This is a genomic window from [Mycobacterium] manitobense (assembly GCF_025821665.1).
In the GTDB taxonomy this organism is placed as follows: domain Bacteria; phylum Actinomycetota; class Actinomycetes; order Mycobacteriales; family Mycobacteriaceae; genus Mycobacterium; species Mycobacterium arseniciresistens.
On record NZ_JACKSJ010000164.1, the window covers coordinates 1 to 23027 of the forward strand.

General features: G+C 65.6%; 24 protein-coding genes and 1 pseudogene. 8 read left to right on the forward strand and 17 right to left on the reverse strand.

Annotated features, from left to right (window positions below; genetic code table 11):
• The 6 genes from H7I41_RS19995 to H7I41_RS20020 form a co-directional block, all read right to left on the reverse strand.
• A partial coding sequence (locus tag H7I41_RS19995; RefSeq protein ID WP_264014389.1) for a DUF5996 family protein occupies nt 1-109 on the reverse strand: 109 nt, incomplete at its 3' end.
• Between the two features lie 85 nt (nt 110-194).
• Nucleotides 195-1163 carry a pirin family protein gene (locus H7I41_RS20000; protein WP_264014360.1) on the reverse strand — a complete coding sequence of 323 codons (969 nt, stop codon included), beginning with the start codon at nt 1161-1163 and terminating at the stop codon, nt 195-197.
• A 64-nt stretch (nt 1164-1227) separates the two neighbouring features.
• Nucleotides 1228-1971 carry a cutinase family protein gene (locus H7I41_RS20005; RefSeq protein ID WP_308214645.1) on the reverse strand — a complete coding sequence of 248 codons (744 nt, stop codon included), beginning with the start codon at nt 1969-1971 and terminating at the stop codon, nt 1228-1230.
• Between the two features lie 51 nt (nt 1972-2022).
• Complete coding sequence (locus tag H7I41_RS20010; RefSeq protein WP_264014362.1) at nt 2023-2646, reverse strand: sigma-70 family RNA polymerase sigma factor; 624 nt, start codon at nt 2644-2646, stop codon at nt 2023-2025.
• 9 nt (nt 2647-2655) lie between these two features.
• The gene (locus tag H7I41_RS20015) at nt 2656-3063 is read right to left on the reverse strand and encodes a hypothetical protein (RefSeq protein WP_264014363.1); all 408 of its coding nucleotides are present in this window, start codon (nt 3061-3063) and stop codon (nt 2656-2658) included.
• A 170-nt stretch (nt 3064-3233) separates the two neighbouring features.
• A complete protein-coding gene (locus H7I41_RS20020; protein WP_264014364.1) occupies nt 3234-3794 on the reverse strand; it encodes a TetR/AcrR family transcriptional regulator in 561 nt (186 codons plus the stop codon).
• Nucleotides 3795-4007: 213 nt separating this feature from the next.
• Between H7I41_RS20020 and H7I41_RS20025 the strand changes: the two genes are divergently transcribed.
• Nucleotides 4008-6803, forward strand: a complete 2796-nt coding sequence (locus H7I41_RS20025; protein WP_264014365.1) for an ATP-binding protein — start codon at nt 4008-4010, stop codon at nt 6801-6803.
• Between the two features lie 467 nt (nt 6804-7270).
• Here the strand turns inward: H7I41_RS20025 and H7I41_RS20030 are convergent, their stop codons facing one another.
• On the reverse strand, nt 7271-7873 hold the full coding sequence (locus tag H7I41_RS20030) for a hydrolase (protein ID WP_264014366.1): 603 nt from the start codon (nt 7871-7873) through the stop codon (nt 7271-7273).
• Nucleotides 7874-8157: 284 nt separating this feature from the next.
• On the opposite strand from H7I41_RS20030, the gene H7I41_RS30350 reads away from it, so the two are divergent.
• Complete coding sequence (locus H7I41_RS30350) at nt 8158-9723, forward strand: helix-turn-helix transcriptional regulator (protein WP_264014367.1); 1566 nt, start codon at nt 8158-8160, stop codon at nt 9721-9723.
• A 53-nt stretch (nt 9724-9776) separates the two neighbouring features.
• On the opposite strand, the gene H7I41_RS20040 is transcribed toward H7I41_RS30350, so the two are convergent.
• Nucleotides 9777-10334, reverse strand: a complete 558-nt coding sequence (locus H7I41_RS20040; RefSeq protein WP_264014368.1) for a carboxymuconolactone decarboxylase family protein — start codon at nt 10332-10334, stop codon at nt 9777-9779.
• Nucleotides 10335-10373: 39 nt separating this feature from the next.
• Here H7I41_RS20040 and H7I41_RS20045 point away from each other — a divergent pair, with 39 nt between their 5' ends.
• The 3 genes from H7I41_RS20045 to H7I41_RS20055 all read left to right on the forward strand — a co-directional run bounded on the left by H7I41_RS20045 (nt 10374) and on the right by H7I41_RS20055 (nt 12162).
• Nucleotides 10374-10697 (forward strand): winged helix-turn-helix transcriptional regulator, encoded by a 324-nt coding sequence (locus H7I41_RS20045; RefSeq protein WP_264014369.1) that lies wholly within the window; start codon nt 10374-10376, stop codon nt 10695-10697.
• A gap of 166 nt (nt 10698-10863) precedes the next feature.
• A complete protein-coding gene (locus tag H7I41_RS20050) occupies nt 10864-11229 on the forward strand; it encodes a MarR family winged helix-turn-helix transcriptional regulator (protein WP_264014370.1) in 366 nt (121 codons plus the stop codon).
• A gap of 33 nt (nt 11230-11262) precedes the next feature.
• Complete coding sequence (locus H7I41_RS20055; RefSeq protein ID WP_264014371.1) at nt 11263-12162, forward strand: LLM class F420-dependent oxidoreductase; 900 nt, start codon at nt 11263-11265, stop codon at nt 12160-12162.
• 126 nt (nt 12163-12288) lie between these two features.
• Here H7I41_RS20055 and H7I41_RS20060 read toward each other — a convergent pair whose 3' ends face one another.
• The 5 genes and pseudogenes from H7I41_RS20060 to H7I41_RS20075 all read right to left on the reverse strand — a co-directional run bounded on the left by H7I41_RS20060 (nt 12289) and on the right by H7I41_RS20075 (nt 15496).
• Entirely contained in the window at nt 12289-12750 is a 462-nt protein-coding gene (locus H7I41_RS20060) for an SDR family NAD(P)-dependent oxidoreductase (RefSeq protein WP_308214649.1), read from the reverse strand.
• A 4-nt stretch (nt 12751-12754) separates the two neighbouring features.
• Nucleotides 12755-13018: pseudogene (locus tag H7I41_RS30435) on the reverse strand (SDR family NAD(P)-dependent oxidoreductase); the annotation flags it as partial.
• A 54-nt stretch (nt 13019-13072) separates the two neighbouring features.
• Entirely contained in the window at nt 13073-14011 is a 939-nt protein-coding gene (locus tag H7I41_RS20065) for a R2-like ligand-binding oxidase (protein ID WP_264014372.1), read from the reverse strand.
• The gene (locus H7I41_RS20070) at nt 14008-14691 is read right to left on the reverse strand and encodes a TetR/AcrR family transcriptional regulator (RefSeq protein ID WP_264014373.1); all 684 of its coding nucleotides are present in this window, start codon (nt 14689-14691) and stop codon (nt 14008-14010) included. Before H7I41_RS20070 ends, H7I41_RS20065 begins: the two co-directional genes overlap by 4 nt.
• 232 nt (nt 14692-14923) lie before the next feature.
• A complete protein-coding gene (locus tag H7I41_RS20075) occupies nt 14924-15496 on the reverse strand; it encodes a TetR/AcrR family transcriptional regulator (RefSeq protein ID WP_264014374.1) in 573 nt (190 codons plus the stop codon).
• 136 nt (nt 15497-15632) lie between these two features.
• On the opposite strand from H7I41_RS20075, the gene H7I41_RS20080 reads away from it, so the two are divergent.
• Nucleotides 15633-17339, forward strand: coding sequence for a phytoene desaturase family protein (locus tag H7I41_RS20080; RefSeq protein WP_264014375.1), 1707 nt, complete (start codon nt 15633-15635; stop codon nt 17337-17339).
• A 506-nt stretch (nt 17340-17845) separates the two neighbouring features.
• On the opposite strand, the gene H7I41_RS20085 is transcribed toward H7I41_RS20080, so the two are convergent.
• The 3 genes from H7I41_RS20085 to H7I41_RS20095 form a co-directional block, all read right to left on the reverse strand.
• Nucleotides 17846-18304 carry a hypothetical protein gene (locus tag H7I41_RS20085; protein WP_308214646.1) on the reverse strand — a complete coding sequence of 153 codons (459 nt, stop codon included), beginning with the start codon at nt 18302-18304 and terminating at the stop codon, nt 17846-17848.
• Nucleotides 18301-19050, reverse strand: coding sequence for a DUF899 domain-containing protein (locus tag H7I41_RS20090; protein WP_264014376.1), 750 nt, complete (start codon nt 19048-19050; stop codon nt 18301-18303). Before H7I41_RS20090 ends, H7I41_RS20085 begins: the two co-directional genes overlap by 4 nt.
• Before the next feature lie 111 nt (nt 19051-19161).
• Nucleotides 19162-19887 carry an SDR family NAD(P)-dependent oxidoreductase gene (locus tag H7I41_RS20095; protein ID WP_264014377.1) on the reverse strand — a complete coding sequence of 242 codons (726 nt, stop codon included), beginning with the start codon at nt 19885-19887 and terminating at the stop codon, nt 19162-19164.
• A 164-nt stretch (nt 19888-20051) separates the two neighbouring features.
• On the opposite strand from H7I41_RS20095, the gene H7I41_RS20100 reads away from it, so the two are divergent.
• On the forward strand, nt 20052-21062 hold the full coding sequence (locus H7I41_RS20100) for a sigma-70 family RNA polymerase sigma factor (protein WP_264014378.1): 1011 nt from the start codon (nt 20052-20054) through the stop codon (nt 21060-21062).
• Nucleotides 21063-21075: 13 nt separating this feature from the next.
• On the opposite strand, the gene H7I41_RS20105 is transcribed toward H7I41_RS20100, so the two are convergent.
• The gene (locus H7I41_RS20105) at nt 21076-21708 is read right to left on the reverse strand and encodes a TetR/AcrR family transcriptional regulator (protein ID WP_264014379.1); all 633 of its coding nucleotides are present in this window, start codon (nt 21706-21708) and stop codon (nt 21076-21078) included.
• 69 nt (nt 21709-21777) lie between these two features.
• On the opposite strand from H7I41_RS20105, the gene H7I41_RS20110 reads away from it, so the two are divergent.
• Nucleotides 21778-22998: an oxygenase MpaB family protein gene (locus tag H7I41_RS20110; protein WP_264014380.1), complete on the forward strand. Its 1221-nt coding sequence runs from the start codon at nt 21778-21780 to the stop codon at nt 22996-22998.
• Nucleotides 22999-23027 lie beyond the last annotated feature (29 nt).

Below are 23027 nucleotides of genomic sequence, written 5' to 3' on the forward strand. Positions count from 1 at the left end.
GCCGCACCTTGCCCACGATCTGGGTCCACATGTGCAGCGATCTGCGCGTCGGCTCCCAGTCGTCGACGCGTAGTGCCGGCCAGCCCTCACCCGATCGGGCGTGGGTCATGGGAACCTCCCCGTTGTGTGGAACCGAATCGGCGCCCGTTACGGCGTCGGGGTTCATGTTCGTTCATGCCCGTTCGCAGTGGCGATTACCTGGGGTGGGGTGCGCGTTCGGTGGGGATGACGCCGAATCGGCCGGCCCGGTAGTCCTCGTAGGCTTGGACGATCTCCTGCCGGGTGTTCATGACGAAGGGTCCGGACTGAACCACTGGTTCTCGGATCGGCCGGCCACCGAGCAGCAGGACCTCCAGGTTCGGCTCCGGAGCGGGTTGACTTCGCTTTGCGCTCAGGGTGAGTGCGTCTCCGGCGCCGAACAGGGCGAGTTGGCCCTTATGAAAGGGTTGCGCCGCTGTACCGACGGTGCCGTTGCCTGCGAGCACGTAGGCCAGCGAGTTGAAGTCGGCCTGCCAGGGGAGTTCGAGGCACGCTCCGGGGCTGATGGTCGCGTGCACGACGGTGATGGGTGTGTGGGTCGTCCCGGGTCCGGTGTACCCGGCGATGTCTCCGGCGATGACCCGTAGTAGCGCGCCGCCGTCGGCCGAGGAGAGCAGTCGGGCTTGTTTGGCGCGGATGTCCTGGTAACGCGGGGTGACGTACTTGCTGGCGTGCGGCAGGTTCACCCAGAGCTGGATGCCGTGGAACATCCCGCCGGAGACGACCAGGTGTTCCGGTGGCTTCTCGATGTGCAAGATTCCGCTGCCCGCGGTCATCCATTGGGTATCGCCGTTGGTGATCGTTCCGCCGCCGCCGTGGGAGTCATTGTGTTCTATCGTGCCGTCGATGATGTAGGTGACGGTTTCGAAACCTCGATGAGGGTGCCATGGCGTTCCCATGGGTTCGCCTGGCGCCCAGTCGACTTCGCCCATCTGGTCCATGTGGATGAACGGGTCCAGGTCGGTGTGCGACACCCCGGCGAATCCGCGTCGGACGGGGAAGCCGTCGCCCTCGAATCCGACCGGCGCGCTGGTGACCGATCGCACGGGCCGTTGCGTGCTCGTGGCGCGATCGGGGACGGGGACGCGGGGCAGAGTGAGTGTGTCTGCAGTGATGGCCGGCATGGCTTTTCTCCTGTCAGTTGACGAAAGTCGCTGGGGCTTACGACGTAGGCGGTGGTGGTTTCTGTTAGCGGCTCTGCAGTCGGTCGACGACGAATCCGGCGGCCTCGTCCGCCATACCGTTGATGGCATAGACGCTGTGGGCGCCACGGTCGAGGCCGCCCGATCCGCAGACCGGGTCCCGTGGGGCGCACAGGTCGATGGTCCTGTCGTCGAAGGCGGGGCCGATCTCGATGGGAGGCGCGTCATGCTGCAGCAGTCTTAGGATTTCCGGTGAGGGTCTACCGAATAGGACGACCGCGGCGATACGCTCAGCGACGTCTGAAGTGAGAGGGGTAAGGGCGTATCCGGCGGGAACCGTCTGGCTGGTGACATAGCCGCTGACGGCCGCGCCCTGGGAGTAGCCGCCGATGACGATCTCGGTGTAGGGGCAGTTGGCCGTCAGTTCGCGCAGACGGTTGCCGATATCCAGGATGCCGTCGACGACACGTTTGAACTCCAGGGATGCCGGATAGTTCACGGCGTGGACTCCGACGGTGCGGTCGGTCAGCCGTTGGCGCAGTGCTTCGATGAAGGGCTCACCGACCTTGCCTACGCCTGGTCCCTCGAAGGTGCCGCGAGCGAAGACGACCTCTACATCGGGACATCCGACGGTTGAGGACGCCGTCTGCTCGCCACTTGCCTGTCCCGGGGTGGCACCGATGAACAGTGCGGCGACCGCCGCACCAACGGCCATCGCGTAGAGCGGGCGTCGCGTCGAATGTCCTTTCCTCTGCAGTGGAACGGATGTCGACGATCTTGGTATCTTCATGAGGATCTGTCCTGTTGACTCGTGACGGTTGCTTTCTGCCTGCGCGCGGGGTCAAGCCCCCACGCGGAGGGTCTTCGTTGAGCCGCCGCCCGTGGTTCGACTTGACGCGGTAGGGCGGTCGGCGGCGAGGGCAGCCAACAGGACGCGCAGCTGAGATCGTCCGCGGTGAATTCGTGACATGGCGGTCCCCGGCGGCGTGCCCATGATCGCGCTGATCTCCTTCACGGCCAGGCCCTTCACGTCGGAGTAGTACACCGCCATCCGAAAGTCGACGGGCAACGCATCCAGTGCGTTCCTGATGTCGTCATCGGGCAACGTCTCCAACACCTCCACCTCCGCGGAGCGCAGTGCTCTGGGCGAACGCTCGACGCCGGCGACGACATGCCAGTCGCAGACCGTGCCGATGGGCAGCTCGGCGGGCCGGCACATCCGCTTGCGGTAGCCACTGATGTAAGCGTTGGCTTGGATGCGAAAGAGCCACCCCTTCAGATTGGTCCCTTGCTGAAAGGTCCTGAAGCCCGCGTACGCCCGCACCATCGTTTCTTGCACCAGGTCTTCGGCATCAGCGCGCTGCCGGGTCATCCGCAGGGCCCCGCCGAAAAGCGCATCGAGAAGCGGGATCACGTCACGCGCGAAGCGCGCCGCCAGTTCGGCGTCGGTCTCCTCCTTGCTCATGGCGAACTCCTAGCACTCTTCGGTCGGTGTGAGGAACGGTATTCCGTTGGCCGCGAGACGATCGTGAAGTGCCACGATGACTCGCATCGGCCGCAGGTGGATTGCCAGCGAGGCGACCTTGCCCCCGGCGTTGATGCCGATGAGTTCGATGGCGTCCATCTCGGTGGTGCCGATCTTGATGTTCGATACAACCGCGAAATGTCCGTCGCCCGAGATGATCTGGGTGATCGTGAACTCATCGAAGACTTTGAGGACCTGAGACATCACCTTCGTGACCTGTTCGCGGCCGACGAAGGGCTCGACGTCGATTGGGCTCTCGAGAATCACATACTCGGCGAGTTGAGCTGCTGCGTCTATGGCATCGCGTGCTTGCACGGCCACCAGGAACGCCGATAGTCCCGCTGGGATCTCATCCACAGTCGTTGACTCCGCTTGTTCAGGATTTCGCTGGATGTCTGTGTGCTGCGGATCGAGTCGGCGGAACCGGCTTCTTCCGTGCCATCAGGCTCGCAGCGCCGGCGCCACCTTCGCGTCGGTGAAAGTCCCTTAGACCGGATCGCGTTGTCCGGTCGAGAGCACCGTCTCCGTTAGCGCAATCCGTGAAACACGATTTCCAGAACACTGTCGATGTATCCGGGTTCGATCGGCATCCCATGCAACGTTCGGTACTCGATGACCCCGTACAGCAGGTCGCGCAGCGTTTGTACGTTGGTCTCTGCGCGCATTTCGCCGCGCTCTATTGCTAGGGCGGTCCGCAAGTTGAACCCCGCGCTGTTGATTTCGGTGAGCTGGTCGAAGACGTCGCGCAACAGATCCGGGTCCGACTGGCCGGCGGCCATCAACCCGCGATATGCCGCTCCGAATCCGGTAGTCGTGACCACCTCTAGAATTTCCGTCAGCTGCGTCCGTAGATCGGCGACGATGTCACCGGTGTCGGGGAAGGCCACCGCAGCATTGATACTCCGCGTCGCAGCTTCGAGTATCACCGCACCTTTGGATGGCCACCAGCGGTAGATCGTCTGCTTGCTCACGCCTGCCCGCCGCGCAATCGCTTCGATCGAGATGTTGTCGTACCCAAGCTCGCTGACCATCGACATGGACGCGTCAAGGATGGCACGACGCGATTCCTCGTTGCGGTACGCAGGCATATCGCAAACCGTAGCATCAATACGGTGCGGTCCGTATTGACGTCGGGTGGGCCGTCTCTTATCGTCTCGGTAGCGGCACCGCGCTCCCGGCCAAGGCTCAGGTCACTCTGTTCCGCACGGATCGGCGCCACCTCAGGAAGGAAGCCAGCCCGTGTCTGACGAACTGGACGACTCGAACGAAGAGACTCCCTCATCAGTGCGGGGTGTCTTGCGGTGACGCTGGCTGAGCAGACGGTACCGGCAGAGGACCGACGCGCCCAGACTGATCACGGCGGCGGCCTGCTGGGCCGACAGGTAGAACGCGAAGCGATCGGCCAACTCCTGGCCGAGGCGCGCGAGGGGCGCAGCGGGGTGCTTGTGGTGCGCGGGGAAGCGGGCATTGGAAAGTCCGCCCTGCTGCAGCACGCCCGAGATACCGCCATCTCCATGGGGATTCGAGTGGGATCCTCGGTGGGCGTGGAGGCAGAGACGCAGTTCGCATTCGCCGGCCTGCACCAGCTGTGCGCGCCGCTACTCGACCGCGCGGAGACGCTGCCGGAACCGCAGCAGACCGCCCTCGACGTCGCATTGGGACGCCAGGCCGGCGCCGCGCCGGACCGGTTCCTGGTCGGGCTCGCCGTCCTCAACCTCCTCGCAGAGGAGGGGCCGATGCTGTGCCTCATCGACGATTCGCAGTGGCTGGACCAGGCGTCGGCGCAGGTCCTTGCGTTCGTGGCGCGGCGGGTGGCGGCCGAGCGGCTGGTGCTGATGTTCGCGGTGCGCGACCCCTGCGAGAGCGGCGGAAACCGGTTCGATGGGCTGCCCGAAATGCGCCTGGACGGACTGAGGGACGCCGATGCCCAGGTGTTGCTGACCATGGCCGGTCGCGCACCGCGTGATCATGGGATCCGCGACCGGATCGTCGCCGAGGCCCGCGGTAACCCCTTGGCGCTGCTGGAGCTGCCCAGCAGCCTTCGATCGGCCGGTGGGTTCGAACGCCCAGACGTCCTGAGCGTCCCGCGCCGCATCGAGGACAATTTTCAACGCCGCTCGAGCAGCCTTCCGGCTGAGACGCAACAGCTGATGTTGGTGGCCGCGTCCGAGCCGACCGGTGATGCGGCCCTGCTCTGGCGCGCGGTCGATCATCTGGGGATCGACCGCGGAGCAGCCGCGCCTGCGGAAACCGCAGGGCTGCTCGAGATCGACACCCGAGTCCGGTTTCGCCATCCACTGGTGCGCTCAGCGGTCTACGGTGCCGCCACGGCACCGGAGCACCGTCGGGCCCACCACGCCCTGGCCGCCGCCACCGACCCGCAGGCCGATCCGGACCGCCGCGCATGGCACCGCGCGCAGTCGGTGCTGGGCACCGACGAAGAAGCCGCCGCGGAACTGGAGCGTTCGGCCGATCGCGCGTTGGCCCGCGGTGGGTTCTGTGCCGCCGCCGCATTTCTTCGGCGCGCGACCGATTTGACGCCGGAGCCTGCTCATCGGGCGAGACGCGCACTGAATGCTGCCAACGCCAAGCACTGTGCCGGTGCCCCCGAAGCCGCTCTGGAGCTGTTGGACGGTGTGGACGCGGGGCGACTGGACGCGCTGCAACGCGCCCGTCTGGAACTGCTGCGCGCCCAAATCACATTTCACCTGACGCAAGGCAGCGAGGTGCCTGGGATGCTGCTGGGCGCTGCTCGGATGTTGACTCCTCTGGACCCCTCGCTCGCTCGTGAGACCTACCTGCAGGCCTTCGACGCGGCGACCATCACCGGGGGTTCCGGCGTCGAAACCGGCCTACCCGAGATTGCCGAAGCCGTCAGTGCCGCACCGGCGCCGCCCGGGCCGCCCGGACCGGCGGACCTGATGCTCGACGGTTTGGCGGCCGTACACACCGATGGATTCGCATCCGGCGCGCCCATCCTCAGACGGGCCCTGCAGGCGTTCCGGGAGCACGAGTTCCCGGTCCACACCGTCCGAGCCGCCGACGCCGGCAACTGGCTCTGGCTGGGTACGCGGACCGCATCGGCGATGTTCGACGATGAGCTGTTCATCGTATTGGCGGACCGCTACGTGCAGCTCGCCCGCGACGCCGGTGCCCTCGCCACGCTCCCCGGTGCGCTGGTCACTGCAACGTGTGCGCGGATCTACGCTGGTGAGCTCTCCCGCGCGGCCGAGTTCGCGGAGGAGGCTGTTTCGATAGCGAAAGTGTCCGGCGCGGTGCCGCTGAGCTACGCGAGAACGTTGCTGGATGGGTGGCGTGGCACTCATTCAGAGACCACCGAGGCATACGCCAACAGTCTCACTGAAGCGACGCGACGCTCGCAGGGTGCCGACGCGACGATAGCCAAGTTGGCGATGGCGGTGCTCTACAACGGCCGCGGCAACTACCCAGGAGCGCAGAAGGCCGCTGCCTACGCGAGTGATGCGTACGAACCAGCGATCAAGTGGCAAGCGCTGCACGAACTCGTCGAGGCGGCCGCCCGCGCTGGCGATCGTGAATCTGCCGATCGCGCAATGGAAGAACTCAGCTCGACAGCCCGCGCCAGCGGTACTGACTGGGCTCTTGGTGTGGCTGCTCGCTCACGAGCGCTGACGCGCACCGGAGTGGAAGCAGAAGACCACTACCGCGAAGCAGTCATTCGCCTCCAAAACTGCCGAATGGACGCCTTCCTCGCACGCACCCACCTCGTCTTCGGCGAGTGGCTACGCCGTGAAGGCCGCCGCACCGACGCACGCGAACAACTCCGCACTGCTCACGCACTCCTGTCCGACATGGGCGCGGAGCAGTTCGCCGCCCGCGCCGCCCGCGAGTTACGTGCCACCGGCGAGCATCCACGCAAACGGACCGCCCAACCCACCGACGCGCTCACCGCTCAAGAGGTGACCATCGCACGACTCGTCGCGACCGGAGCGACCTCCCGAGAGGTCGGTGAACAACTCTTCCTGAGCCCACGCACGATCGAGGCCCACCTGCGAAACATCTTCCGCAAACTCGGCATCACCTCCCGCCGACAACTGAGGGAACTGCGCCTAACCTGAGCGCAGGCGGATTGGAACGGGCATCGCGCCCTCATCGTCATCGGGCAGGAGCGCGACATGTCGAACCGCCAAACTCCGACCCACCTATGCAGTCGCCCCGCTCCGTCTTGGGGTACACGTCCGCATCGTGCAATGCCGCAACGGCGGTGCCCCCACGTGGCAGGCGTCACGTCGAGGAGGCGATTAGACAGCCCGATCTTCTCCTCGATCCGGCCGGTGGTGCTCGCCGAGCGTGATGGCGTCGATACTGATGCCGAATGATCGTCGAGACGTCTGTCACTGATCCTCGGTGGCGCTGAGTGCTTGGTGTGACGGTCATGAGACGACTGCCGCGCCAATTGGAGGACTGCCGCTGCGCACGGTTGCGGGGTGAGCACGCTTACAGCAGTGGGCAGTTCGTGCCGAACCGATTGCCTGCAACCGGGTCAGTTGATAACAGGCGGTCACTGATCTGTGGTGGCGACGGGCTAAGCGTTGGCACCGGCGTGGGCGTTGAGAAGCTGCATCTCCCAGGCGTAGGCGATGCCGCTGCCCCCTGCGTGCTCCGCGACGACCTCGGTCAGGGCGGCCGCGCTTTCTTCGCGCGCCCAATCGCGCTGCCACTCGGACGCCACTGCCAGCCAGGTGATCGGAACCGCACCTGCCGCGACCATGCGTCGCACCGCCATGTCGTGGGCCTCGACCGATGTGCCGCCGGAGGCGTCGGTGACGATGAAGACGTCATAGCCCTCGGCGAGGGCCTGGATCGTCGGCATCGCCAAGCAGACCTCGGTCCACAGCGCCGCCAGGATGAGCTGCTTGCGGCCGGTCGCCTTCACGACGTCGACGACCGTGTCGTCTTCCCAGGTGTTGATGAACGTCCGATTGATCGGCTTCTGGTCGGGAAAGACGTTCTGCAGCTGCTTGATCAGGTAGCCGCCTCGTTCCTCGATGACCGTGGTCAGAATCGTCGGCACGTCGAAGACCTTCGCCGTTTTCGCTAGACCCACGACGTTGTTGACAATCAGCGACGGGTCGTGAGAATTGAGGTTGGCGAACTGGTAGGGCTGATGATCGATCAGCACGACCACGCTGTCCTGTGGACGCAGTAGTGCGTCGAGACCGGTCTTCGGCATGGGGATTCTCCTTTGGCGGGGCGCATCGACATTTGGGGACGAACAACTGCCTTGAATGGACAGCAAACGGTGCGACGATCGTCTGCGTGCTGCGGAACGAGTCGGCGGAACCGGACTTTCTCCGTGCCACCAGGTTCGCAGCGTGGACGTCACCTTCGCGTCGGTGAAAATCCCTTACGCAATCACCGGCCGCCACCGTCGCGGCGACCCATGGGTATGCGGTGAGGACGACACGCGGTGTGAGACAGGAAACGAGACACGCCACCGCCGCCCGCTCCGGCGCCCATCGCCAGGCCGCGGAGTTCTACCGCATAGCCATGGAATCCGGTGGCGAATTGACCGCGGGTGCCGAGGCCGAACTCCTCGAGCTGATCGCCGCGGAGTACTACCTGACCGATCAGCTCGCAGCGGCGATCGAGGCCTGCCGACGGGCGCTGCAGGTGCGCGAGAACATGGGCGCCAGAGCCGAACTGAGCGCCGACCATCATGCTCTGGCGGTGTACGACTGGTACAACGCCGACCGCCGCGGTGCGGATACTCATGCAGCACAAGCGGTCACCGTCATCGACCCGGACGCGGCGGCCGACCCGTCGGCACTCGTCTCACTCGGACACGCGTTTGCGATGCAAGCTTATCTGGCGATGCAGTCAACCGACCTGCCTCATGCGAACTCGATGCTCGAACATGCGCGGGACATCGCGGCAACGGCAGGGGATGCCGGCCTGAGTGTGCGTGTCGCGATCATCGAGGGCATCTGCGCGGTGATCGCGGGCAAGGACGGTGGACGCGACGCGGTGATGTCGATCATGGCGTCGGCGCCCAGACATCTTGACGAGATCTATTCCAGCGGATACAGCAATCTGACCTATCTCGACGTGGAGCAGCGCCGCCTCGCCGACGCCTCCGACCTATTGGGGGTGAGCCTTGCGATGACGTGGGAGCGTGACCTGCCGATCTGCCGGGTATGGCAGCTCGGAGCGCGGGGCCGGCTGGCCATGATGACGGGCGACTGGGAAGAGGCGTTGACCGATGCCGCGACCGTGCTCAACGGACCCACGGCGCCCCTGGCACGCACCTGGCCTCATCTGATCTGCGGGCTGATCCTGCTGCGCCGCAACGGCGATGACCCCGGCCACCTGACCCAGGCGTGGGCGTTGGCCGGCAGTTATGGCGAACCATTCCGTGTGCTGCCCGCGGCGGCCGCGCTGGCGGAACACGCCTGGCTCACCGGGGGGACCGCACGGCCGGAGTGGCGCCGGCTCCTCGACGACGCACCGGGGCCCGGACTCGAGTGGGCGCGCGGCGAACTGGCCATGTGGCTGCGCCGGCTCGACCCGACCGTCGATGCGACCGACGTCGCGGCCCCGTACCGGCTTTACCTCAATGGTGATTTCGCCGCGGCGGCGGCCGAATTCGGACGTATCGGCACTCCGTACGACGCCGCGCTGGCGCTGACCGACAGCGGAGACGAGAGGTTGGCCGGCCGCGGTGTGGACATGCTGGACCGATTGGACGCAGCCGCCGTCGCCGGCCGGGTTCGGCTGTCCCTGCGTGCGGCCGGAATGACGGGCATCCCGGCGCGGCGGCGGCGGACGACGCTGTCCAATGCGGTCGGGCTGACCAGCCGCCAGGCGAAGGTACTGACCTTGATGGACGCCGGCCTGACCAACGTGGAAATCGCTGAGCGACTGTTCCTCTCGACCCGCACGGTCGATCACCACGTCTCAGCCATCCTCGGCAGACTCGGCGTCGACAACCGGCGCGAGGCGTCCCGCCGCGCACGAGCGCTCGGGATCATCAGCTGAAACGAAATGCCGGGGGACTTGTCGGGTGCCGATAGCGGTAACCGTTCGACGCGCTATGGGAATCGGCGCGCACCAGGTTCCAGCGGCAGCTGCAATCCATTGACGAGGTAGCTGATCATTCGGTAGGTGCCTGCGAGCATCAGCAATTCCAGGATCGCCTCTTCGCTGTGGTGGTTGCGCAGTTGTTCCCACAGCGCGTCGTCGACGGTGCAGTGCCGATGTAGAGCGTCGCACAGTCGGATCAGTACGCGGTCGTCGTCAGCCCAGCACGGATCGTCAGCGCCTCCAGACACCAGCGAGATCACCTGCTCCTCGGTGAGGGCGGCTTTCTCCGAGAAGGCCGAGACGTGAACGCCCCATTCATATTCCGCTCCGCACAACGCGGTAGTGCGGTCGATGACGATCTCGCGGTGCCGGATGCCTATATGGCCACGGTCAAGTAAACCCGAGTTGAAGAGCTTGAAGAACAGGCGCCGATCACGAGCCATGGTCCTGAACAGCAGCAGGGGATCCGCGCCGCGCATGATCGTGTGAATTGCCGCCTGAACATCGGACTCCAACGGGAGCCGCGCGGGAGCAACGCGTGCGCTATCGTTTTCATAGCGTGTCATGGTTGCGAGCATAGGGGCGAGCGCTACAAAATGTAAAGCATGAACCTGCCCGACATCGGAGAGCCCGCGCGCGGTTCAGCGTCGGGACGGCCGATCATGGTGGCCCTTGACGTCCTGGGCCGACGCGCGGCGCTGCGCTTGCTGTGGGAGTTGCGTAGTGGGCCCATGACCTTCCGGACACTGCAGGCAGCCTCTGACACCAATCCCGCGACGCTCAACGCCCGCCTCAAGGAATTGCGCGGCCTCGCGATCGTCGACCATGCCTCGGACGGTTACCGGCTCACACCGCAGGGACGCAGCCTCGTCGCGGCCCTTGCACCCTTGCAGGCGTGGGCCGACGCCTGGGCGGCAGCGACAGAATGACATGTAGGTGGCCGCGCGGCGGCAGTGGCCGACGCACCTCTCGCGTGCTATTGTCTAGCGTACTATGCAATCGCGAGCCAGAGAGTCGGCGTCGGAGGTCTCCCCGGACAACCGGAACGAGTTGGGCCAGCAGCTGTCTTTCGCGTTGTACGGTGCCGCGAACCGGATGGTCCGGCTGCACAAACCCTTCTTGGAACCGCTGGGCCTGACCTTTCCGCAGTACCTGGCGATGCTGGCCCTGCTGGACAGCGCTCCGCAGACGGTCGGGACTCTTGGTGCCCGCCTGGACATGGACACCGGCACCATCACGCCTCTCGTCAAACGCCTCGAAGCAGCCGGCATGGTCACCCGCGTGCGGGACCCAGCCGACGAACGCCGTGTGTTGGTGGACCTGACCGACCGGGGGCGCGAGATAGCACCCGAGATCCGCGGCGTGAACGCCAAGATCAAATCGGCCTGCCAACTGACGTGGGAGGGCATCGACGAACTGCGTCAGACGCTCGAAGCCCTGGCGCACCCCGCGATCGACTGACCGCCAACAGAGCAGCTCACGAAAGAAGCGGATATGACGAACAAGACTGCAGCCATTGATTTTCCAAGTCGGGTCGGAGTCTGGTGGAACAGCGGACCCTGGCCGATCCGCGAGGCGCAGGACATCGCCCGCGAAATCGAGGAGCTGGGGTTCGGATCCCTCTTCATGCCGGAGGGCAGCGGCAAAGACGTCCTCGTCGAGTCCGCGGCCTTCCTGGCTGCCACCGACCGATTGGTGGTCGGCACCGGGATCGCCAACATCCACTTCCGGATCCCGACACCCGCAGAGGGCGGCGCCCGCACCCTCGCGGCTCTACACCCCGGGCGGTTCGTCCTGGGCCTCGGCGTCGGCCATGCCCCGTTCGTGGAAGCGAACATGAAGGGCACCTACGGCAAGCCACTCACGACGATGCGCACCTACCTGGAACGCATGAACGCGTTTCCCGCCGAGATCGAAGAAGGCGCGAAACCCGCCCGCCTGTTGGCCGCCCTCGGACCGAAGATGATCGAACTGTCCGGCGAGCTGGCTGACGGTTCCCATCCCTACTTGGTCACGCCCGAACAGACGGCGACGACCCGTGAGATTCTGGGACCGGACAAATGGGTGATCTCGGAGCAAGCCGTGTCCCTGGGTGGCGACACCGAGGACCAGCTCCGCCATGCGCATACCCACGTCGGGTTCTACATTCCGTTACAGAACTACCGAAACTCGTGGCTGAGGCAGGGATTCGAGGAGTCCGACCTGGTGCCGGGCGGATCCGACCGGTTGGTCCGCTCTCTGGTCGGAATGGGTGGCGCAGAACAGGCCGCCGCATCGCTCACCGCACACCTGGATGCCGGTGCCGACCACGTCGTCGTCCAGATCGTCGGCGAAGGAGCGACCACAGACCCACGGCCGGCCCTGAAAGAATTGGCCTCCGCGTTGTCGCTCTGAACCAGCTGCGCAGATACGGCCAACGCTTCAGGGCATCGCCGACCGGTGGACTGGCGGGAGCTTGTCACCGACGAGAAGTCTTTTGGTACCCCCAGGGCGGGGCAGGAGTGCGACCCCTGGGCGAATCTACTGATTCACAACCCGAGTGCCTAATGACGGCGCAGCGCGACTGAACAGCTGGAGGACTTTGGCAAGGCCGACCGCAATCTCGTCGCGACCGCTGTCCAATCCTGCCATGGCGGCATCGACGAAATCGTCGAGCTTCATTGCGCGCGGCGGATCGTGGTCGAGGTGGCGATGCAAATCGGTGACGACGGCGGGCGGGATGAGCTCGACGATCTGTACGGGGGAGTCCCGGAGTTGTCGCCGGAGTGAGACGGTGAAGCTGTGCACGGCAGCTTTGGTCGCCGAGTAGATCGGCGCCGCTGCCAGTGGAACGTATCCCAACCCGGACCCCACGTTGACCATGCGCGAGCGTGGCTGGGCTTTGAGCAGCGGCAACATGGCGTTCGCCACGTAGATCACGCCCTTGAAGTTCACATCTACCTCGCGACCCAGCGCGACTGCATCGAGAGGAGCCGAACAGATGCTGAATTCCCGCGTTGTTGATGACTGTGGTCAACCCGGGCCACCGCTCACCGACTCGCTCCGCGAGATCGGCGATCTGCGAGGGGTCGGAGACGTCCGCCACTTCCGTGTGCATCCCGGGGTAGCGTTGGGCCACCGCCTCGATGCGCTCGCGATGGTGTCCGACGATGATCACCTCGTGACCACGAGCGTGAAGGGCGTGCGCGAGGCCGGCTCCGATCCCGGACCCACCCCCGGTGATCAGTGCCACTTCCTTGTTGGTCACCACAACTCTTCCCCGTGCGGACAAACTCGCCGGCCGGACATGTCAACTGCGCCAACGTCAGGCCGAAGCGGCCAGCGCCTCCCGGTCTTCGTCGGCGAACGTGTCCTCCAGCTGCAACGGTGAGTAGTCCAGGTCGATCTCGGCGAGAGGTCGACCGCGGGCGCTGCTGATGGTGCCGAATCGGCGCATGCCTTTGTCCGCGGCGTACTGCTGAAACTCGTCCTTGGCGAGGCCGAACGGGATCTCGTCATACAGAGCGAACGCTTCATCGGTGTTGCGCAGCGCCAACGGGATCAGCTCGTTCATGCGCGACTCGAAGATCGCCCAGTTCGCGTCGTCGGCGGCGACGTGCCGGCGGCACGTGAACGTCCCCCATGCCATGTGCCGACGTTCGTCATCGCCGATGTGGCGCACCAACGCCTGCATGCCGGGGAGAATGCCGCGGTCGATGCAGATGCGGTGCCACGCATAGTAACCCGTGAGCGCCATCATGCCCTCGATGACATGGTTGTAGGTCACCGAGGCCCGCACCTGCGCGGCCGGTGACGGATCGGTGGCCAGCGCGTCGAGGGACGCGGGCAGCTCTTCATAGAAGATCTGCCGATAGGCCGACAGGTCGTCGAGGTAGTGCTGCAGGTCCTCGGTGATGCCGACGGCGTCGAGCCACATCCGGAACACCTGCGTGTGCTTCGCCTCCTCAAAAGCGAACTGCGTCAGGTACATCTCGTCGCCGAGACGGCCCTCGGCGCGCATCGCCGCCATGAATGGCTGAATGTCCTGCGTGACCGCCTCCTCACCGGCGATGAACTCCGCGCACAGCCGCGTCGCCCAGTCCCGCTCGAGGGTCGACAGCGACTCCCAGTCGGCCCGATCCCGAGAGAAGTCGATGTCGGCGGGGTTCCAGAACTTCGCGTTCCCTCCGCTGAAGAGCTTGAGCGGCAGGCTGTCCCAATTGAGACCGCCGGCGGCCAGCGTGTCCGAACGTGTCCTACTCATGTGCGTGACCTCTCGTCGTCATGATTGGGCTGGGGTATTGGTGAGGCAAAAGCCGCGCCGAGGACGGCGATGTAGCGCCGGACGACCAGCGCCGGCTGCTCGGCTGACAGCTCGTCGAGACCGAGTATCGGATCCATACCGCGCACGTACGGCGCCAGGGCGAGATGGGGGAGCAGCAGCAAGAGCAGCGACAACAACGTGTCGGTGTCGGCGTCGGCGCGTAGGTCGCCACGCACCTTCGCGTCCTCGACCAACGGCCGCAGCACCTGCAGGTAGTGATGATGCACAACAGCCCGAACGCTCACGCGGGCGTCGCTGTCGACCTCGAAATTCGACGCCGCGTGCAGTGACCGCTCGCGCGGGTGGTCGGCGAAATAGGCGATCCACTCGTCGAACAGGTCAGTGAGGAAGTCGAAGAACGGCCGGCTCGGATCAAGATCACGGATGCGGCCCTCCATGTGGGCGCGGACCCGTTGGCTGGCGACGTCGGTGATGTAGGCGTAGAGGTCCCGCTTATCGGCGAAGTATTGAAACAGGCTGCCCTTGGCCACTTCTGCTCGCCGGGCGATCACGTTGAGACTGCCGCCCGAGAATCCGTGCGCCGCGAATTCCGCTTCCGCTGCGGCGACCACCGCGTCGCGCCGCTGACCAGCGAGTCGTGACCAGGTGACCGTCGGCATCCGACCTCTTCTCAGCGATATGACCAGTGGTCACATTACTGTGACGCGCGTCTCATCACAAGGGGGTAGGCCGGCCAACTCTGCACCCTCGAGGGACGCCGCGGCGTGCGCCAATGCATGTGCAATGACAAATTGGAGCGACTTCGAGACCAGAGGCTCTTCGAGCTTCGCAACGGCATGCTTCATTGCCCACCCGCCGCGTTCGGCCCTGCATCGGTAGCGCCGCGCCAAGCTATTTCACCGCATGCTCGGCGTGATGACGTAGTAGGCAGTCGAGTTGGCGGTGGACGTCGTCGAGGGGGGTCAGGGATCTCTCGGCCTGGGCCATCATCACGGCGCCCTCGACCGCTGCGAGTACGGTGTTCGCCAGAGCCTGTGCGGTGGCCTCGGCGATACCGTGATCGCGCAGAGACCTGCTGATCGCTTCTCGCCACCGGGTGAAAATCTCGCCGGCAACGTCGGCGATGTCGGGTTCGGACGATCGCGCAAGGCCGGCAGCGGCAATGGGGCAGCCCGCCGCGAAATCGCTTTCTGCGACTACCTTCTTCCATCCCGCGATGAAGGTGTCCAAGGATTCCTGCGGTGTGGGCTGGTGCAGCGCGGTCGCGATTTGATGATCGATGAGGCTCCCTGCCACGCGTGTCGCCTCCTGCACCAGTTCGGCCTTGCCGTCGGGGAAGATGAGGTAGATCGACCGGCGCGAGACATGGCTACGTTCGAGGATGGCGGCAATCCCGGTTCCGGCGACTCCGTGCCGACGCACGAGATCAATCGTGCTGAGCAGCAACTTATCTCGGGTATTCACGCCTGATCCTCCGGATTCTGCCGTTCTGTCGCAGCGTCGGACACTTGCCAGTATACCGATCGATGTACTACATTCGCCCCACAATTAGTAGATCGATCGGTATAGCGCCTCGTATGAGCCGCCCGGAGGGAGTCTGGTGCACATCGGCAAACAGTGGGACGCGATCGTGGTGGGTTCTGGACTCGGTGGTCTGTCGACAGCGGCGTACCTGGCCGCTGCGGGTCGCAAGACCCTGCTGCTGGAGCGTTACACGACGCTGGGGGGCACATCGCACGTCTTCAGCCGGCGCGGTCAGTGGGAATTCGACTGCGGCGTGCACTACGTGAGCCACTGCGGACCGGACGGCATCGTCACGGCGATGATGAGCGGGATCGGGATCGACGACCGGATCACCTGGCTGCCGATGGATCAGAGCGGTTTCGATCGCATCATCGCACCCGGCTTCGAACTGGCCACCCCCGTGGGCTGGGACGCCTACGAGGCCAATTTGATCGACGCCTTCCCCGGGGAGCGAAAGTCGGTGCGCCGCTTTCACGGCCTGATGCGACGGATCGGGGAGGCTCACGACCGCAATGACATGGTGACCGCTGGTGGGATGGCCCGTTGGGCAGCTCGGGCGGGACGGGGAGCGGCGTTCATGGGGGTGCCATATGCAGCGACGCTGGCTGCGCTCGGCATCTCTTCGCGTATGGCCTACGCGCTTTCGGTGCAGTCCGGTGCGGTGGCGTGCAGTCCCACCGTGTTGCCTACCGCGGCGATGGCGGCGTTCTTCCAGGACTACATCGGCGCCGGGTCTTACTACCCCAAGGGTGGGGGACAGATCCTGGCTGCCGGCTTCGCCGCGGTGATCACCGCGCACGGCGGAGCGATCCGCACCAACAGCGATGTGGCCGAAATCTTGCTCGACGACGGACGCGTCCAGGGTGTCCGATTGTCCGACGGCGAGGTGCTCTCATCGGCAACGGTGGTGTCCAATGCCGACATCATCAAGACGTACACCGACTTGATTGGATTGGAGAAGCTTCCGCGACTCTTCCGTCGCCGCGTCAGCGGGTGGAAGATGTCCCAGCCGTTGATCAACGGATTCTTCGGTGTGGAGATCGACCTTGCGGACCAACCGAACAGCAATTACTTCTCCATCCCGGACTGGGGACCGGCGAAGTCGTACAAGCACATGACGGCATTCGGTCACAACACCCTCAACGGCGAAGGATTCGATGTCGGAGCCGAGTGGGCGCGCGACATGGCGCACAGGCAACCGATGTTCGTCCAATCCTCGTCACGGCGGGATCCGAGTAACCGTCGCGCCGCACCTCACGGACATGCCACCATCGAGGTGCAAACCGTCACACCATCGGACCCGCGACTGTGGGGGTTCAACGGCTACGACATCGCCAGCGGCGACTACAGCCAGGACTCCGGCTACTTGGAGGTCAAGAAGATCATCATCGACGGGATGCTCGAGCGTATGGAGCAGGCTTTTCCCGGGTCGTCGTCGAAGGTGAAGTTGAGCGAACTCGGAACACCGGCAACACAGACGCGTTTCGTCAACAACACCGCGGGCGCCCCATTCGGGTTGCAGCTGCGGCTATCCCAGACCGGCCCGATGCGCCCCAGGGACACCACGCCGATTCCGGGTCTCTACACCGTCGGAACCAGCACCGCCTGGGGACCCGGCACAGTGGGCTCCATGCTCAGTGGCGTCAACGCTGCCGGCAGCATCATCGGACGCGACCTCGTGCCCTTCATCCGCACTGGCGGCCGACTCGCCGACTCCTCAGCCCTGCCCAGATGGGAGGACGACTTCAACCCCTTCACCACAACCCGGGCACTGCACGACTGACCACCACGGGACCGAAGCCTACGTCGAGACATCGAACAGACCGCCAAGCGACTCGCGGACTCCAACTGACATAATGTGGCTTATCGGCAAAACGGCTAGCTGCCGCGATAGACGATCCGCACTCGTCAACATCTGTTGACGCGCACAGCACTGCCATCGCCTCCAGCCGGCGGCGAATAGACGCGACCTCCGAGATCATCATCCTCCGCTGCACCGAGGTCATGGCGGCGCGCCCCGCCACATCAAGTCGCGACGTGAAGCCGCGCTGCGCCGAGGTCATGGCGGCGCCCCGCCACATCAAGTCGCGACGTGAAGCCGCGCCCCGGAGGAAGCGTGCGCGAATGCCACCATCAGAACCCCCTCCGTTTACCCGCACGCTGCCCCGCTTCTCAATGACCGTTATTCGTCACAGTGACGAATAACGGTGCTTCGCAGGGGGTTCCTGACGGCAACGTCCGAAGTGTCGATCGGCGTTCGGGCCCACCGACCCGCGAATGCCCATCCGGTCACCGCGAAGGCCGGCATCCTCTAGCCCCCTTGCCAGCCTCGAGCCGTCGGTCGCCGACGCTCTCACTTGTAGGCCGAATTGCGCGAGTCCGGTAGTACAGCACCGCAGCGCTGATGATGACCTCGACTGCCGCGATGGTGGTGGCCAGGGTCATGACCGTGGAATGCTGAACGGCCGCATCTGCGTTGACACCGCCCCCGTGGTGATGCGTCGCCGATACAGGCGTATGGCTGGCGATCATGGCAAGGTTCATCAGCGCAACCAGGACCCAGGCCCGCAGCGTGCCGCGAGCCCAAAGGTCACGCGCGCAGAACAGACACGCGGCGAGCATCACCACAGTCAGTGCGGTCGCCGCGGTGCTCGTCGTGTTCGTAAGCGAAAAACCATGCAGCACAGCTGAACACGCAGCCAGTGCCGCACACGCTCTCCGCCCGAACACGGTGGCGCGGCCGATCACGTGGCGACGGCCTTCGGATCCTTTCGCAGCAGGTCCTGGGCTGCAGCTGACCGTCGCTTCCATTCCTCGGACGACGACGCGGGGTCACCGTATTCGTCGTGCCAGTTCCACCACTCATAGGGCGGGGTCTGCGGGTAGCCGTCCGGTGAGTCTTCCCAGTTCTCCTGACGCCCGAGGGCGGTGATGTCGAGGTAGCTCCACGTGCTGCCCAAGGACTCGTCGCCGCGGTTGTTGATGAAGTAGGTGCGGAACACAGTGTCGCCATCGCGGACGAACGCGTTGGTTCCGTGCCATTGATCGACACCGAAGTCGGCGTCGAAGTCGTCGGTGAGCGAATACCACGGCATCCGCCAGCCCATCCTCGCCTTCACCCGCTCGATGTCGGCCTGCGGTGCGCGCGACACCAGCACGAGCGTGGTGTCGCGAGCGTTCAGGTGGGCGACGTGGCCGATGTTGTCGGCAACCATGGAGCAGCCGCGGCAGGCATGGTCGGGCCATCCGTGCACGCCGGGTTCGAAGAAGGCGCGGTAGACGATCAGTTGACGGCGTCCGTCGAACAGGTCCTGCAGGGTGGCCCGGCCATTGGCCCCGTCGAACTCGTAGTGCTTTTCCACGGGCAGCCATGGCATCCGTCGACGCGAGGCGGCCAGCGCGTCTCGGGCGCGCAGGGCCTCCTTCTCTTTGACGAGCAACTGCTGGTGTGCAGCCTCCCACTCCTGCGCCGACACGATCGGTGGTGTGTTCATCACGGTTTCTGCCTTTCGGTTCTCAAGATTTCGCCTGTCTGTCTGTATTGACGGCAGCCGATGCACGAACTGGGCGCTGGAGACAGGGCCGACTTTCTCCGCGCGGCCTGATCACGGCGTGACTGGCTGTGCGTTGACGAGTGCCGCGAATTGACGCTCGAGCCCTTTGGCCGCACTGCTGCGCCAGCTCTCGGCCATTGACTGCGACATCGGATCGGGGAAGATGTCCTCCTCCCCGATCTGCAGTCCATCCACGATGGCGCGTGCAACGGACTCCGGGGAGGCCTTCGGAATGTCGAGGTCTCGGGACATGTCCGTGTCCACCGGGCCGGCTAGAACGGCGTGGACGCTCACACCCTGACCTGCCAAGAGAGCACGCAGCGATTGCGTCAGGTTGAAGACGGCTGCCTTTGAGATCGAGTAGGCCGGTATGACCGGCAGGGCGGCGAGTGCCGTCACCGATCCCACGTTCACGATCGCTCCGCGCGAACGTATCAGCATCGGCAGGAAAGCCCGGGTCACGCCGTACGTGCCGAAGAGATTGACAGCGAGTTGCTGTTCCAGCGCGGCGGGATCGCTCAAGTCGTCGTAAAGCGCCAGGCCGGCGTTGTTGATGAGGATGTCCAGAGATTCGACATCCTCGACAGCCCTGCGGATCTGCGCGGCGTTGGTCACGTCCAGAGTCAGGGGTGTGACGCGCCGATCCGGGTGCGTCGTGGGCCGACGCGCGGCGGCGTACACCCGTTTCGCGTCTCTCGTCAGGGCTTCCTCGACGAGTGCCCGTCCGATTCCGCGGTTGGCCCCGGTCACCAGAACCGCCTTGTCTGCGATGCTCATGCGTCCTCCTACTGATGGATCTCGAACTGTCGAAGATGTAGGCGCGGCGACACTGAGAAATTGGGCGCGGATTGTGCGCCCAGTTGGCGGTCCGGCCGGCGTCGATACTTGTGTAGGCCCACAATCAGAGGAAGTGCCGTGATGCGAGGGCGAAGTGGTGACGCGTGGTGACAACCGAGCTGATCACGAGGGCGCGGGCCGGAGACGGCGAAGCGTTTCGGACGCTGACCGAGCCGTACCGCCGAGAGTTGCTGATGCACTGCTACCGGATGCTCGGGTCTTTCCAGGACGCCGAGGACGCCCTGCAGGACACGCTGCTGTCCGCCTGGCAGGGGCTCGAACGGTTCGAGGGACGCGCCTCGATCCGCACCTGGCTCTACCGAATCGCAACGAACCGGTGTCTTGACGCGCTTCGCTCGGCCAAACGCCGCCCGGCCAAGGAGTGGAACATCCCTGACATCGAACTTCCAGCACCGAGTCGGCTCGGCGAAATCGTCTGGCTAGAACCTTTTCCCGACGCACTCCTCGAGGGCACGGCCGACACCCCGCTGGGTCCGGAGGCTCGCTACGAGCAGACCGAAGCCATTTCCCTTGCCTACGTGACCGCGCTGCAAATCCTGCCAGCCCGCCAGCGGGCGGTGCTCGTCCTGCGCGAGGTACTCGGATACCACGCCGACGAGGTAGCCGACATGCTGGGCGCGACCGTCGACTCGGTCAACAGCGCGCTCAAACGGGCCCGCGCCACGCTGCAGCGGCGCCTACCGCCGAGCGGCGAGGAGGCGCCACCTCGCGCAATCGACTCCCCCGCCGAGCGGGTGCTGGTGGCAAAGTTCGTCCGCGCGTACGAGTCTGGCGATGTCGACGAGCTGGTCGCTTTGCTCACCGCTGACGTCTCCGTGTCCATGCCACCAATTCCGCTCGAATACCACGGCCGCGACGTCGTGGCACGCTTCTACGCCAGCATCTTCGGCCGTGGGCCGAGATATCACCTGGTGCCGACGCGTGCCAATGGCCAGCTGGCGTTCGGGGTCTACCTCCGCACCGCCACCGGCGGCATCCGCCACGGGGCGGGCCTGCTGGTCCTCACCGTCTCGGGCAACCGGATCTGCGCTTTGACCCGCTTCGACAACGACGTGCTGCCATCGTTCGGGCTACCACGATCGCTTCCCGGCTGAGGTATGGCCCATCTCAACCAGCTCGCATTCCTTCGACGACGGCGACGCACAGTCCGGCGGCGATCGCCGCGAGTTCGGCAGGCGTCTCCTTCGGGTCGCTGAGCCACGTCTCGATGAGGTGGTTGGCACCGCCGACCATGAACAGCGCCCCTCGGCGCAACGCGTCCGCACTCGGTCTCTCGGCGCCGAGGACCTCGGGGGCGAGTTCGACGATCAGGGAGACGATCTGGTCGAGGATTCCCGCACGGTGTTCGGGAAGACCCGGGACGGCGCTGACGTCGCCGGTCGCGATGCGATGGACGCGCGGGTCCGCGGCGATGATCTCCAGGAACGCCGTCAGTGCCGAAGTCAGCTTGTCGGCAAGTGTGCCGGGATCGCCCACCCCGGCCTCGACCAACGCCGCGAGCAGCTCGGCACGCACCTCGTCGACGACCGCGAACACGATCGCGTCCCGGTTCGGGAATTGCTCGTAGAAGTAGCGCGTGGTCAGCCCCGCGGCGCTGCACACCCCGCGCACCGTCACGTCGGCGACGCCAGACGTGCCCCAGATCTGGCGGGCGGCGGCGATCAGCTTCTGACGTCGTTCGGTGCGGCGGTCGTCCGCACTCACGCCGCCGTAGTCACGCACCACCTCCGCGCGCTTCATTGACACGACCCTACCTGCGATCTAGTTTTGGACAACGGCTGTTATCAAAAGTGCTCGAGGAGCGTTGCGATGAACCATTCCGTGCCCGCCCGCCATCCGTCGACGCCCGGTCCGGTCCCGGCCGCCGTCCGGCTGTTCGCGAACCTGCTGGGCGTCGAGCCTCCATCGGCCGAGCGCTGGCAGAGGCTCGGCGAGCACCTCACCGTCGGCGACGAGCCGATGGACCGCCTGGTCGGCTGGATGTCGGCCACCGGGATGGAGCAGGTGCGGCCACTGTTCGACCGCGCGCTGACGTCGGGCATCGACAGCGTGCCCGAGGCGCCAGAAGCTCTGCGCGCGTTCTTCACCGAGGTCGAGACGGCGCCGGCGTGGGTCGACTGGGAGCTGCTGCGCATCGGGCAGCGGGCGATGCGCCGCGGCGGGGCCGACGGCATGTACATCGCGCGTGATGTGTCGCTGCTCGGCGGCTACCAGTTCTCGGGCTTCAACAAGACGCTGATCCGGACGGGCGCGCTGGAGAAGGGCTCGAACACGCGGTTCGCCGAGACCATGCAGTGGGCGATGGACACCTTCGTCGAGGGCGGTCTGGCGCCGCAAGGGGTCGGCTTCCGGTCGACGCTGCGGGTGCGGCTGATCCACGCGTTCGTGCGCCGTCACGTCTCGGCGATGCCGGACTGGCGGGGCGACGAATGGGGCCTGCCGGTCAACCAGACGGACATGGCCGCGACGCTGGTCGGCGCGCTGATCGCGCCGTCGGCGGGCGGACTGGCGATGGGACTTGTGTTGTCGCCCAGAGAATATGACGCCATCGCGCACCTGACTCGGTACGTCGGGTGGCTGCTCGGAGTGGACGACGCCTGGTTGCCGCGCGACTTCCGCGACGGCATCCGGGTGCTGTACCACACCGTGGCGGCGCTCTCGGAGCCCGACGAGTCGACGAAGCAGTTGGCGATGCCGATGGCCGAGGACCCGCTGCGGTGGAACTATCCCTTGCTGGCGTCGCTGCGCCGTCGGCTGGCGCGCGCCCAGCACCTGTCGGTGACCAGCGCTTACCTGGGCCCACGGGCGATGCGGTCGCTCGGTCTGCCTGCGTATGTGCCGCCCTGGTATCCGGCCATGAGGTTGCCGGTCAACCTCACGCGAAGCGTGGCGGCGCTGACCCGACGTGGCGGGCTCGACCGGGCGGCGCAGCGCGGCTGCCGGGAACAGAAGGCGTTGCTGCGCATCATGATCGGTGACGACGAGGCGACGATCGGCGAGTCGGCCACACATGTGAGCCGGGTGGCCTGACCGGAGCAATCCCCCGGTTGCGGACGGCG

Bases quoted from the DNA above. Each gene is read 5' to 3' on its own strand.
- H7I41_RS20105 (WP_264014379.1), bottom strand. From the start codon at position 21,708: ATGAAGCGCGCGGAGGTGGTGCGTGACTACGGCGGCGTGAGTGCGGAC.
- H7I41_RS20055 (WP_264014371.1), top strand. From the start codon at position 11,263: ATGACGAACAAGACTGCAGCCATTGATTTTCCAAGTCGGGTCGGAGTC.
- H7I41_RS20050 (WP_264014370.1), top strand. From the start codon at position 10,864: ATGGTCCGGCTGCACAAACCCTTCTTGGAACCGCTGGGCCTGACCTTT.
- H7I41_RS20045 (WP_264014369.1), top strand. From the start codon at position 10,374: ATGAACCTGCCCGACATCGGAGAGCCCGCGCGCGGTTCAGCGTCGGGA.
- H7I41_RS20090 (WP_264014376.1), bottom strand. From the start codon at position 19,050: ATGAACACACCACCGATCGTGTCGGCGCAGGAGTGGGAGGCTGCACAC.
- H7I41_RS20070 (WP_264014373.1), bottom strand. From the start codon at position 14,691: ATGCCGACGGTCACCTGGTCACGACTCGCTGGTCAGCGGCGCGACGCG.
- H7I41_RS20000 (WP_264014360.1), bottom strand. From the start codon at position 1,163: ATGCCGGCCATCACTGCAGACACACTCACTCTGCCCCGCGTCCCCGTC.
- H7I41_RS20095 (WP_264014377.1), bottom strand. From the start codon at position 19,887: ATGAGCATCGCAGACAAGGCGGTTCTGGTGACCGGGGCCAACCGCGGA.
- H7I41_RS20020 (WP_264014364.1), bottom strand. From the start codon at position 3,794: ATGCCTGCGTACCGCAACGAGGAATCGCGTCGTGCCATCCTTGACGCG.
- H7I41_RS20065 (WP_264014372.1), bottom strand. From the start codon at position 14,011: ATGAGTAGGACACGTTCGGACACGCTGGCCGCCGGCGGTCTCAATTGG.
- H7I41_RS20040 (WP_264014368.1), bottom strand. From the start codon at position 10,334: ATGACACGCTATGAAAACGATAGCGCACGCGTTGCTCCCGCGCGGCTC.
- H7I41_RS20110 (WP_264014380.1), top strand. From the start codon at position 21,778: ATGAACCATTCCGTGCCCGCCCGCCATCCGTCGACGCCCGGTCCGGTC.
- H7I41_RS20010 (WP_264014362.1), bottom strand. From the start codon at position 2,646: ATGAGCAAGGAGGAGACCGACGCCGAACTGGCGGCGCGCTTCGCGCGT.
- H7I41_RS20005 (WP_308214645.1), bottom strand. From the start codon at position 1,971: ATGAAGATACCAAGATCGTCGACATCCGTTCCACTGCAGAGGAAAGGA.